The organism is Streptomyces sp. NPDC018026 (genome assembly GCF_044327745.1).
GTDB classification, from domain to species: Bacteria; Actinomycetota; Actinomycetes; order Streptomycetales; family Streptomycetaceae; genus Streptomyces; species Streptomyces rubrogriseus.
This window is the reverse complement of record NZ_JBIRFY010000035.1, coordinates 1-13421: the sequence shown is the minus strand read 5'-3', so window position 1 is coordinate 13421 and position 13421 is coordinate 1. Positions and strand designations below refer to the sequence as shown.

Here is a 13421-nt window from a genome sequence, read left to right as displayed (position 1 = left end):
TGGTGCAGGACATGGATGCGGCGCGGTTGGAGCGGGTGTGGGGGCCGAAGGCGGATGGTGCGTGGTATCTGCATGAGCTGACGGCGGGGATGGAGCTGGCGGCGTTCGTGTTGTTCTCGTCGGCGGGTGGGATGGTGCTGGCGGCGGGGCAGGCCAACTACGCGGCGGCGAACACGTTCCTGGACGGGTTGGCGCAGTTCCGGCATGGGCGGGGTCTGCCTGCCACGTCGCTTGCGTGGGGCCTGTGGTCCGCGGCCACCGGCATGAACGGGGCCCAGGGGGACGCCGAGGTACGGATGGCGCGGCTGGGTCTTCCGGCGTTGCCGGTGGACGAGGCGTTGGCGTTGCTGGACGCGGCTTTGGAGCGGCCCGGTGATCCGGTGCAGGTTCCGCTGCGCGTCGACACGGCCGCGTTGCGCAGTCAGACCTCACTGCCCGCGCTGCTCCAGGGCCTGGTCCCAGTGGCACGCCGTACGGCCGTCTCCGCCGCTGGAACCACGGACTCCCTGCGTGCTCGGCTGCTGGGTCTCGACGACGCCGAGCAGACCCGGGTGCTGACGGAGGCCGTGCGGAAGTACTCCGCCTCGTTGCTGGGCCACGGCTCCATGGACGCGGTGGACCCGGAGCGCGACTTCCTGGAGGCGGGCTTCGACTCGCTCAGCGCGATGGAGCTGCGCAACAGTCTCAACGCGGCCACGGGCCTCCGCCTTCCGGCGATGGTCGTCTTCGACAACAAGAACCCGGCCGCGCTCGCCCGTTTCGTACAGGGCGAGTTCGCGCACTCCGCCGCCGGGTCGCCGGAGGGCGAGACGTACGGCGGTGCGGGCAGGGCGGGGGACGCCGACGACGCCGCGTCGGACACGCTGAGTGCGCTGTTCCGCCGGGCGGTCCTGTCAGGTCCCATGGCGAAGGCGTTCGACCTGCTGGCCGCGGTCGCCAACGTGCGTCCCAGCTTCTCGTCGGTGCGGGACCTCGGTGCGGCGCCGCCGCCGGTGAAACTGGCCGACGGGCCCGGCAGCCCCCGGCTGATCTGCGTCAGCACGCCCATGGCCACCGGCGGCGTATACCAGCAGGCACGCCTGGCGTCGTACTTCCGCGGCGTGCGGCAGGTGTCGGCGGTGCCCGTGTCCGGTTTCAGCTCCGAGGAACGGCTGCCGGCCACCGCCGAGGCGGCCGTCGAGGCTCTGGCGGAGAGCGTGCTGCTGGCGGCGGACGGCGAACCGTTCGTCGTCGTCGGATACTCCGCGGGCGGGCTCCTCGCCCACGTCACCGCCCAGTACCTGGAGACCGTCAGGGGCGTCGCACCGGCCGCGGTGGTACTGCTCGACAGCTACCGGGCCGACAGCGGCCGCAACGACCTGGACGAGGGCATGGTGCTCAGCATGCTGGAGAAGGAGTCGACCCTCGGGCGGTTCGACAGCTACCGGCTGTCGACGATGGGGCGGTACGTGGAGCTGGTACCGAAGCTGAAGACGGAGCCGCTGGCCGCACCCGTACTGTTCGTGCAGTGCACCGAGTCGTTCTCCCTGCCGGGTACCGAGGACACGACGTCGTACCAGGACGACTGGCAGGCGAAGCCGTGGGACCCCGCGCACGACGTCCGGACGGTGAAGGCGAACCACTTCAGCATCCTGGAGGAATCGGCCGAGGACACCGCCCGGATCATCGAGGAGTGGATCACCGCAACGCTGTGACGGAGCAATGAGCAACCTGGTCCCGCTCCCCGTCCCCGGGGGGCGGGACTTCTCGTGTCGCGTGCGCCCACGGAAGCGGTCGGACGAGGACGGCCACCGTGCCCGGCGAAGAGCGCCGGGCACGGTGGCCGCTGCTCGGACGTGTACGCGTGTCCGCGCGTACACGATCCCGGGTTCTACTTGAACACTTCGAGTTCACTGTCGAGGATGTCGAAGAGCTCGTCGGCGGACGCCTCCGCGAGGTCCGCGTCCACCGTGGGCGCCTCGGTCTCGAACAGCAACTCGGTCAGGTACCCGGCCAGGTCCGTCGCGGACGGGTGGTCGAAGACCAGCATCGGGGGCAGGTTCCGGCCGGCCAGGGTGACCATCCGGTTGCGCAGCTCCAGCGCGCTGAGCGAGTCGAAGCCGATGTCCAGGAAGCCCCGCTCGGGGTCGATCGCCTCGGGGCCGGCGTGGCCAAGCACCTCGGCGGCCTTCGCTCGCACCAGTTCCAGCATGCGGCGGTCGCGTTCGGCTGCGGGCATCCCGGACAACAGGTCCACCGCCGTGACGGTCTCGGAGCCCGTCTCGGCACGACCTGCCCTGCGGACCGGGACGCGGACGAGACCACGCAGCAGCGCGGGCATCTCACCCGAGCGATTGCGCAGTACGGCGGTGTCGACCCGCATCGGGACGATGACGCTCTCGCCGTTCGCCATGGCGGCGTCGAACAGGGCGAGCCCTTCCTCCGCGCTGAACGCCGGCAGTCCCTGCCGCCCCATGCGATCCAGGTCGGCCTCGCTCAGCTCCCGGCTCATGCCCGAGTCGACGCGCCAGGCGCCCCATGCCACAGACGTGGCGGGCAGCCCCTCGGCACGGCGGCGCACCGCCAGGGCGTCGAGGAAGACGTTGGCGGCCGCGTAACCGGCCTGCCCCTGGGCCAGGACCATGCCACCGGCCGAGGAGTACAGCACGAACATCGACAGGTCGAGGTCCTTGGTCAGCTCGTGCAGGTGCCAAGCCGCGTCCGCCTTCGGCCCGAAGCCCTCGTCGAGCCACTCCTGCGGCCAGGTGGCGACCAGGCCGTTGTACACCACACCCGCCACGTGCACCACGCCGGTCAGCGGATGCTCCGGCGGCACGACGGCGAGCAGGTCCTCAAGCGCCTTGCGGTCGGACACGTCGCACGCGACGACCGTCGTCTTGGCTCCGAGTGCGGCCAGTTCCGCGACGAGTTCGTCGGCGCCCGGTGCCTGCGGGCCGCGCCGGCTGGTCAGCAGCAGATGCCGCACGCCGTGCTCGGTGACGAGGTGGCGGGCCAGCAGCGCGCCCAGTCCACCGGTGCCACCGGTGATCAGGACCGTGCCCTCCGGATCCGGCGTCGGACTCGTTGCGGGCGGGTTCTCCGCCGTCGCGGCCCTCACCAGCCTGGGCACGAGAACGCCGCCCGCCCGGATGGCGGCCTCGGTCTCTCCCGACGCGACCACGCCGGCCAGCGCGCTCCGGGACTCCGCCGCGTCGTCCACGTCGACGAGGACGAACCGGCCCGGGTGCTCGGCCTGCGCCGCACGCACCAGTCCCCACACCGGGGCTTGAACGAGGTCGGCGGTCTCGTCCTCGTCGGTGGACACCGCGTTGTGGGTGACCACCACGAGCCGGGAGTCGACGAACCGCTCGTCCCCCAGCCACTCCTGCACTCTCGCCAGCGCGTCCCGGCTCGTCGCGTGCATGGCGTCGAGGAGACCGGCGCCCGCCGCCCCGCAGTCGTGGACCACGACGTCCGGCACCGGCTCGGCGCTGAACGCATCGGCCCAGGCGAGCGGCGAAATGCCGTCCTCCGCGTCCGCCGGAACGGCCGTGAAAGGCGTCCAGTCCACACGGAAGAGTGACTGGTCGGTGTGCTCACCGGCCGACCTGAGCTGTTCGGCCGAGACGGGCCGGAAGGCCAACGACCGTACGGAGGCCACCGGCGCCCCGGAGGCGTCGGCCAGCTCCATGGCCACCGTGCTGGAGCCGTCCCGCAGCAGCGCCACCCGCAAGGCGTTGGCACCCGCCGCGTGCAGGGTGACGCCGCCCCAGGAGAAGGGCAGCAAGGTCTGCTCGTCGCCCTCCTCACCAAGGCTCAACGCGTGCATCGCCGCGTCCAGCAGTGCCGGATGCAGGCCGAACCGTTCCGCCTCGGCGTGCTCCTCCGTGGGCAGCGCGACCTCGGCGAAGACGTCGTCGCCGCGCCGCCAGGCCGCCCGAAGCCCCTGGAAGGCCGGACCGTAGGCGTACCCCTGGCGCAGCAGCAAGTCGTACATGCCGCTCACGTCGACGCGCGTGGCTCCCGTCGGCGGCCACTGCGTGAGGTCGGCGGACGGCGCGACGTCCTCCGCCACGAGGGCACCCACCCCGTGCAGGGTCCAGGGCACATCGGCCGCGGCATTCGCGGCGCGTGAATGGATGTGCAGCGCCCGTCGGCCCTCCGGGTCCGGCGCCCCGACGGACACCTGAATCTGAAGTCCCCCACGCTCGGGCAGGATCAGGGGGGCCTGGAGGATCAGTTCCTCCAGGACGGGGCAACCGACCCGTTCACCCGCGCCGACCGCCAGTTCCACGAAGCCGGTACCGGGCAGCAGGAGGCTGCCGAGTACGTCGTGGTCGGCGATCCAACGCTGCGAGTCCAGGGACAGTCGGCCGGTCAGCACCACACCTTCCGTCTCGGCGAGGGCCACCGACGCCCCGAGCATCGGATGGTCCACGTCGTGCTGGCCCACGGCCGACAGCCCCAGGCTCACACCGGCGTGTGCGTCGATCCAGTAGCGCTCGCGCTGGAAGGCGTAGGTGGGCAGGTCGACGCGTGCGGCGCCGCGTTCGGCGTAGAAGGCGGACCAGTCGACAGTGCCGCCCGAGGCGAACACCTGCCCCAGCGCCGTCACCGCCGTCACATCCTCCGCCCGGTCCTTGCGCAGCACCGGCGCGAACACCACCTCGTCGGCATCGGCGTCCAGGGTCTGGCGGGCCAGACCCGTCAGCACCGGGTCCGGGCCGCACTCCACGAACCGGACCACACCCAACTCACGCAGGGCACCGACCCCGTCGGCGAACCGGACCGGCTCGCGCACATGCCGCACCCAGTACCCCGGATCCGTCAACTCCCCGGCGCCTGCGACCGCACCCGACACATTCGACACGACGGGCACCGTCGGTTCCGCATACGACAGTGCGGTGACCACGGCGCGGAACTCGTCGAGCATCGGTTCCATCAGCGGGGAGTGGAAGGCGTGCGAGACCCGCAGCCGGCTCACCCTGCGCCCCAGACCGGTGAAGTGCTCACTCACCGTCTCCACGCCGGTCTCGGTGCCGGAGACGACCACGGACGTGGGCCCGTTGACGGCGGCGATCCCCACCCCTTCGGGCAGCACCGCCAGCACCTCGTCCTCAGTGGCCTCCACCGCCAGCATCGCCCCACCCGACGGCAACGCATCCATCAACCGCCCGCGCGCCGCGACCAGCGTCGCCGAATCCTCCAGCGACAGCACTCCCGCCACATGCGCGGCGGTCACCTCACCGATCGAATGCCCCGCCACCACATCCGGACGCACACCCCACGACTCCACCAGCCGGAACAACGCCGACTCCACCGCGAACAGCCCGGCCTGTGCGAACACGGTCCGGTTCAGCAGCTCCGCATCCTCGCCCCACACCACCTCACGCAACGACCGCCCCAGCAGACCGTCCAACTGCTCGCATGCCGCGTCGAAGGCCGACGCGAACACCGGGAAGGCGTCATACAGCTCCCGGCCCATCCCCAGCCGCTGACTGCCCTGACCCGTGAACACCACCGCGGTCCGGCCACCGGAACGAGCCCGCACCACCGAGCCCTCCACCCCGGCCAGTGCGCCCAGCAGCTCGTCACGGTCCCGGCCCACCACCACCGCACGCCGCTCCAACACGGCCCGCGACGACACCAACGACAACCCCACATCCACCGGCGACAACTCCGGCCGCTCACCCACCCACCCGGCAAGCCGCTCCGCCTGCGCCACCACCGCGGACACCCCACGCCCCGACACCACCCACGGCACCACCGACGACCCCACCGGAGCACCCAGAGCGTCAGCCTCCACCGGTTCCACCGAAGGCGGCTCCTCCACGATCACATGCGCGTTCGTGCCGCTCAGACCGAACGACGACACACCCGCACGCCGCGGCCGCCCCTCCTCCGCCGCAGGCCACTCCCGCGCCTCCGTCAACAGCTCCACAGCACCCGCGTCCCAGTCCACCTTGGACGAAGGCCGGTCGGAGTACAGGGACTTGGGCATCGTCTCGTGACGCATCGCCATGACCATCTTGATGATGCCCGCGACACCCGCCGCCGCCTGCGTGTGACCCATGTTCGACTTGATGGAGCCCAGCCACAGCGGCTGGTCCTCGGGACGGTCCTGGCCATAGGTGGCCAGCAGCGCCTGCGCCTCGATCGGGTCACCCAGCGTCGTACCCGTGCCATGCGCCTCGATCACGTCGACCTGGTCGGCGGCCAGCCGCGCACTCGCCAGGGCCTGCCGGATCACCCGCTGCTGCGACGGGCCGTTCGGGGTGGTGAGGCCGCTGGAGGCACCGTCCTGGTTGATGGCGCTGCCGCGCACCACGGCCAGCACCGGGTGACCGTTGCGGCGTGCGTCGGACAGGCGCTCCACCAGCAGCATGCCCACGCCCTCGGAGCAGCCCACGCCGTCGGCCGACTCGGAGAAGGACTTGCAACGGCCGTCCTTGGCGAGGCCGCGCTGGGTGCTGAAGTAGACGAACATGTCAGGGTTCGTCATCACGGTCACACCGCCGGCGAGCGCCAGGGAGCACTCCCCCGAGCGCAGCGCCTGCACCGCCATGTGGAGTGCGACGAGAGAGGACGAGCACGCCGTGTCCACGGTCACCGCCGGACCCTCAAGACCGAGGGTGTAGGCCACCCGGCCGGTGACCAGGCTGCCGTCGCTGCTGCCGAACCCGTAGTCGTGGTACATGACGCCCGCGAAGACGCCGGTGCGGCTGCCCTTGAGCGACAACGGGTCGATGCCCGCCCGCTCCACCGCCTCCCAGGACGACTCCAGGAGAAGTCGCTGCTGGGGGTCCATGCCCAAGGTCTCGTTCGGGCTGATGCCGAAGAAGGCGGGATCGAAGTCCGCCGCGTCGTGCAGGAAACCGCCTTCCCTGGAGACGGTGCGGCCCGGCTTGCCCGGTTCGGGATCGTAGACGCCGTCGATGTCCCAGCCGCGGTCGGTGGGGAAGCCGGACACGGTGTCCACGCCGTCGGCGACCACCTGCCACAGCTCGTCCGGAGAGGTGACACCGCCCGGAAAGCGGCAGGCCATACCGACGATCGCGATCGGCTCGCCGGCGGCGGCCTCCAGCTCGGCGTTCTGCCGGCGCAGGCGTTCGTTGTCCAGCATGGATTTTCTGAGCGCTTCGACGATCTGCTCGACGGATGCGTCCACGGTGAAGGTAAACCTCTCGCTCGGTGAGGGCCGGCGGACCCGGGCAGTCAGTTGGTTTCGTCTCCGGACAGGGCGGCACGGACCAGGTCCTCGACGCCCATGCTCTTGATCGCGTCACTGCGGTCCTCGCGCACCTGCTCCGTCGCCGGTGCGGCGGACGGGTTCGCGTCCTGCGCGGCCGCGGCGAGGGCGAGCAGCCCGTCCAGCAGGCCGGCCGCACGGAGGCTGTCCACGGAGAGGGACTGCAGGGCGTTCCGGACGGCCTCGTCGTCCGGAGCGCCGGTCGCGGCTCCCTGCCCGGCGGCTTCCGGAAGGCCGGGCGCCAGCTCGTCCAGCAGGAACTCGGCGAGGACCGCCGGGTTGGGGTAGTCGAACATCATGGTGGCGGGCAGCCGCAGCCCGGTGGCGGTCTGGAGCCGGTTGCGGAGTTCGATCGCGGCCAGCGAGTCGAGGCCCAGCTCGGTGAAGCCCTTGCTGATGTCGATCGCCTGCGGGTCGTCGTGGCGTACCGCGGCCACGTGGGTGCGCACCAGGTCCACGAGGGCACGCTCGCGTTCCGCCTGGGCGAGGGGCGCCAGCTGCTCCTCCAGGGTGCCCGAACTCGTGGCGGCGGCAGCGGTGGCCCCGGGGGTGGCCGTGGGCTGTGCCGCCGGGGCGGGGGCGGGCCGGGCCGCGTCGCGGCGGGCGACGCGCACGATCTCGCGGAACAGCGGGGACAGTTCGTCGTCCGCGGCCTTCGCGAGCCGGGCGGCGGTCACGCGGATGGGGACGAGGAGGGCCTCGTCGAGGGCGACGGCCTCGTCGAACAGGGCCAGGCCCTCCTCGGTGGCCAGCGCGGGCATGCCCAGCCGGTCCATGCGGTGCAGGTCGTCCTCGGTCACGCCGCCGCCGAGGCCGGTCTTGGCCGTCCACAGGCCGAAGGCCAGGGATGTGGCGGGCAGGCCGGCCGCCCGGCGGTGCAGGGCCAGGCCGTCGACGAAGCGGTTGGCCGCTCCGTAGTTGCCCTGGCCGACGCCGACGAGCAGCCCCGCGCACGAGGACAGCAGGACGAACGCGGACAGGTCGAGGTCGCGGGTGAGCTCGTGCAGGTTCCACGCCGCGTCGACCTTGGGCCGCAGCACGGCTTCCATCTGCGCGGGCGTCAGCGATGTGACGAGGGCGTTGTCCATGACGCCCGCCGCGTGGACGACGCCGCGCAGCGGACGGTCGTCGGGGATGCCGGCGAGCAGCTCGGTGAGCGCGGTGCGGTCGGCGGCGTCGCAGGCCGCGACGACCGTCGCGGCGCCCAGTTCGGCCAGTTCCGCGACGAGTTCGGCCGCGCCGGGGGCGTCGGCCCCGCGGCGACTGGTCAGGAGCAGGTGGCGTACACCGTGCTCGGTGACCAGGTGCCGGGCGAGGAGCGCGCCGAGCCCGCTGGTGCCGCCGGTGACCAGGACGGTGCCGGCGGGGTCCCAGGGAGCGGACCGTTCGATGTCGTCGACCGGTATCCCGGTCAGCCGCGGGACCCGGACGTCACTGCCGCGCACGGCGAACTCCGGTTCGCCCAGGGCCGCGAGCGGCGGGGTGACGCGGCTGTCCTCGTCGAGGTCGGCGAGGAGGAAGCGGCCCGGGTTCTCCTGCTGGGCAGACCGCACCAGCCCCCACACGGGTGCCTGTGCGACGTCGACGGTCTCGTCGGCGCCGGTGTCGTCACCGACGGCCACCGCGCCCCGGGTCACCACCATCAGCCGGGTGCCGGCGAGCCGTTCGTCGGTCACAAAGGTGCGCAGGACCCGCAGGAGCCGGTCCAGTACGGTTCGCGTGGCGGACGGCGCGTCCCCGGCCGCGCTGCGGCAGGGGTACAGCACCAGCTCGGGTACGGAGCCGCCTGCGTCGAGAGCCGCCGTGAAGGCGTCCAGGTCGGCGTGGGCGGTCACGTCCTGCGGCACTCCGGCGTCCGCGGGTGTGCCGCCGAGGACCGCCCAGTCGCCGGCGGTGGTGCCGCCCGCGGTGCCCAGCGGCAGCGGGCTCCAGCCGACCCGGTGCAGCGCCTCGCGCTGTTCGGTGCCGGTCGAGGCGGCAGCCGCGGCGGCGACCCGGTCGGGGGTGACGGCCCGGACCACGAGGGACTCCACGGTCGCCACGGGCAGGCCGGTGCTGTCCGCGAGTTGCAGTCGCACGGCGTCCGGGCCGATCGAGTTGAGCTTGACCCGCATCCGGGCCGCCCCGCCGGCGTGCAGGGAGACGCCCGTCCAGGCGAACGGCAGGTGCGAGGCGCCGACGTCCTGCGGCCGGTAGCCGCCGAGGAAGTCGGTGGCGCTGAGCGCCGCGTCCAGCAGCGCCGGGTGCACCCGATAGCCGACGGCCTCCTCCCGGGCCTCCTCGGGCAGGGCGACCTCGGCGAAGACGTCCTCGCCGTGCCGCCAGACGGCCTGGAGGCCGCGGAAGGTGGGGCCGTAGTAGTAGCCCTGGCTGGTGAGGTAGTCGTAGACGTCGCTGATGTCCACGGCCTCCGCGCCCGGCGGCGGCCAGGCACCGGCCCCGAGGGGCGCGGGCGGGGCCGCGGGGCCGGTGGACGGGGCGAGGAATCCGGAGACGTGCCGGGTCCAGCCGACGTGGTCGGGGACGTTCTCCGCCCGCGAGTACACGGCCAGGGAGCGCCGGCCCGCGGTGTCCGCGGCACCGACCAGCACCTGGACGGCGGTGCCTCCGGTGGCGGTCAGCGGCATGATCGCCTCGATGGTGAGTTCCTCGACGAGGTCGCAGCCGACCTCCTCACCGGCGCGCAGGGCCAGTTCGACGAAGCCGGTGCCGGGCAGCAGCAGCGTGCCGAGCACGTTGTGGTCCGCCAGCCAGCGCTGGGTGTCCATGGCGAGCCTGCCGGTGAGGACCACCCCGCCGTTCTCCGGGGAGACGACGACCGCGCTGAGCAGGGGGTGCGCTCCGGCCTGCTGCCCGATGTCCTGTGCGGAACCGGACTGGGCCACGGGGGCGGCGTCCAGCCAGTAGCGGCGCTTCTCGAACGCGTAGGTCGGCAGGTCGAGCCGCCGCGCTCCACGGCCCGCGAACACGGCGGCCCAGTCGGGACCGGCCCCGTGCACGTGCAGCCGGGCGAGAGCGGTGAACAGGGCCTGCGGTTCCGGGACGTCCTTGCGCAGGGCCGGCACGACGACGTGGCCGTCCTGCTCCAGACCGGCCGCGGCGAGGGCGCTGAGCACACCGTCCGGGCCGACCTCCACGTACCGGGTGACGCCGTCCGCCTCCAACTGCCGGACGCCGTCCGCGAAGCGAACCGCCTGCCGGACGTGGCGCACCCAGTAGTCGGCGGAGGCCAGCTCGCCGGGCCCGGCCTCGCGGCCCGTCACGTTGGAGACGATGCGCAGGGCCGGGGTGCCGTACGAGAGGTCGTCGGCGACCTGTCGGAACTCCTCCAGCATCGGTTCCATCAGCGGCGAGTGGAAGGCGTGGGACACCCGCAGACGGCTGGTCTTGCGGCCGAGCCGCTCGAAGTGGGCGGCGACGGCGAGAACGGCGCTCTCGTCTCCGGAGACGACCAGGGACGAGGGGCTGTTGAGGGCGGCGATACCGATCCCGTCGCCCAGCAGCGGCAGTACCTCCTCCTCGGTCGCCTGCAGGGCGGTCATGGCCCCGCCGGCCGGCAGCGCCTGCATCAGCCGTCCGCGGGCCGCGACCAGGGCGCAGGCGTCGGGCAGGGACAGCACTCCCGACACGTGGGCGGCCGCCAGCTCGCCGACCGAGTGGCCCATGAGTACGTCGGGGACGACGCCCCAGGACTTGAGCAGCCGGTACAGGGCGACTTCGAAGGCGAACAGGGCACTCTGCGTGTAGACGGTCCGGTCCAGTTCCCGGCCGCCGTCCGCGCCGTTCGCACCGTCCGCATCCTCGTGCGGGGAGGCGAACATCAACTCCTTCAGCGAACGGTCCAGGAGCGGGTCCAGGTGCTCGCACACGGCGTCGAGCGCGGTGGAGAACACCGGGAACGTCTCGTACAACTCGCGGCCCATGCCCGGCCGTTGGGCGCCCTGGCCGGAGAACAGGAAGGCGAGCGGGGCCTCGGGCGCGACGACCCCCGTGACGGTGCCGGGCCGTTCCTCCTGCTCCGCGAGCGCGGTGAGGCCGCTCAGCGCGGCGTCCCGGTCGGCTGCGGCGACGACGGCCCGGTGGTCGAGTGCGGCCCGGGTGGTGGCCAGCGAGAAGGCGGTGTCCGACAGCGTGCGTCCGGGGTCCGCGGCCAGCCAGGACCTGAGTGCTTCGGCCTGCCTCGGCAACCCGGAGGCGCTGGCGGCGCTCAGGACGAGGGGTACGACGGGCAGCTCGGGCACGGTCGCCGGCTCGGGCACCGTCGGCGACGCGGGCTCGGTGGCCTCAGGTTCGGTGGCCTCCGGCTCCTGGGCCGGTGCCTCCTCCAGGATCAGGTGCGCGTTGGTGCCGCTGAGCCCGAAGGAGGACACACCGGCCCGGCGGATCCGCTCGGACCGGGGCCACGCACGCTCCTCGGTCAGCAGCCGCACGTTGCCCTCCGACCAGTCCACCTGCGGCGAGGGCTCGTCGACGTGCAGGGTGCGCGGCATCGTTTCGTTCCGCAGCGCCATGATGGCCTTGATGACACCGCTGACACCGGCGGCGGCCTGCGCGTGACCCATGTTCGACTTGATGGAGCCCAGCCACAGCGGACGGTCCTCGGGACGGTCCTGGCCGTAGGTGGCCAGCAGTGCCTGCGCTTCGATCGGGTCGCCGAGCCTGGTGCCGGTGCCGTGGCCCTCCACCAGGTCGATGTCCGACGGCGACAGGCCTGAGCCGTCCAGCGCCTGGCGGATGACGCGCTGCTGCGAGGGCCCGTTCGGGGCGGTCAGGCCGTTGCTCGCACCGTCCTGGTTGATGGCGCTGCCGCGGATGACCGCGAGCACCGGATGGCCGTTGCGCCGGGCGTCCGACAGACGTTCCACCAGCAGCAGGCCCACGCCCTCGGACCAGCCGGTGCCGTCGGCGGATCCGGCGAAGGCCTTGCACCGGCCGTCCGCGGACAGCCCGCGCTGCTGGCTGAAGTCGATGAACAGCTCCGGTGTCGCCATCACGGTGACACCACCGGCCAACGCCATGGTGACCTCGCCCTGGCGCAGCGCCTGTACCGCCATGTGCAGGGCGACCAGCGAGGAGGAGCAGGCCGTGTCCACGGTGACCGCCGGGCCCTCCAGACCGAGGGTGTAGGCCACGCGGCCGGAGGCGATGCTGGCCGCACTGCCGTTGCCGATGTAGCCGGTCAGGTCGTCGGGCACCTGCGGCAGCCTGCTGCGGTAGTCGTGGTACATGATGCCCGTGTAGACGCCGGTACGGCTGCCGCGGGCGGACTGCGGATCGATCCCGGCCCGTTCGAACGCCTCCCAGGCGCCCTGCAGCAGCAGCCGCTGCTGCGGGTCCATGGCCATCGCCTCGCGCGGCATGATCCCGAAGAACTCGGGATCGAACTCGGTCGCGTCGTGCAGGAAGCCGCCCTGGCGGGTGTACGTGTGACCGGCGGTGCCCGGCTCGGGGTCGTAGATGCTGTCGACGGCCCAGCCGCGGTCGACGGGGAAGTCCGAGACGACGTCACGACCGTCGACGAGCATCTGCCACACGTCCTCGGCGGAGCGCAGTCCGCCGGGGAACCGGCAGCTGATGCCGACGACCGCGATCGGCTCGTCGGTGGCGGCCGCCGGCGCCGGAGCGGCCGCGGCGGGCCGGGGCTCGGCGGCGGGAGTGACCCGGCTCCTGAGGTAACCGGCCACGGCGCGTGCCGTGGGGTGGTCGAAGACGAGTGTGGCGGGCAACCGCACCCCGGCCTCGGCACCCAGCGCGTTGCGCAGTTCGACCGCGGCGAGCGAGTCGAAGCCGAGGTCCTTGAACGCCCGGTCGGGGCCGACCGCGTCGATCCCGGAATGGCCGAGCACCGAGACCACGTGCTTGCGCACCAGGTCGAGCAGCAGACGGTCACGCTGGGCGTCGTCGAGCCCGGCCAGGCGCTGGGCCAAGGTGTCGGCGTCCGCGGTGGCGCCCGAACGGGCGGCCCTGCGGGACACCGTGCCGGTCATCCCTCGGAGGAGGGCGGGGAGTTCCTCACCCCGCGACGCCAACGCGGCCGTGTCGACGCGGAGCGGAACCTGCACCGGATCACCGGGCCGCTCCAGAGCCGCGTCCAGCAGCGCCAACGCCTCATCCACCGGCAACGCCGGAAGACCCAGCCGCGCCATCCGCACCTCGGCATCACCCCGAGACCCACCACCCCCCAACCCACTCT

The 13421-nt window shown here is 72.7% G+C and carries 3 protein-coding genes; 1 reads left to right on the top strand and 2 read right to left on the bottom strand.

The features are described 5' to 3' along the window. Positions 1-1694 (top strand): KR domain-containing protein (locus tag ACH4D3_RS41020; RefSeq protein ID WP_398332859.1); only part of this gene is annotated, 1694 nt, incomplete at its 5' end. Between the two features lie 176 nt (positions 1695-1870). Here the strand turns inward: ACH4D3_RS41020 and ACH4D3_RS41015 are convergent. Both ACH4D3_RS41015 and ACH4D3_RS41010 read right to left on the bottom strand, forming a co-directional pair. Next, positions 1871-7147, bottom strand: coding sequence for a type I polyketide synthase (locus ACH4D3_RS41015; protein WP_398332858.1), 5277 nt, complete (start codon positions 7145-7147; stop codon positions 1871-1873). Positions 7148-7194: 47 nt separating this feature from the next. Continuing rightward, a partial coding sequence (locus tag ACH4D3_RS41010) for a type I polyketide synthase (protein WP_398332857.1) occupies positions 7195-13421 on the bottom strand: 6227 nt, incomplete at its 5' end.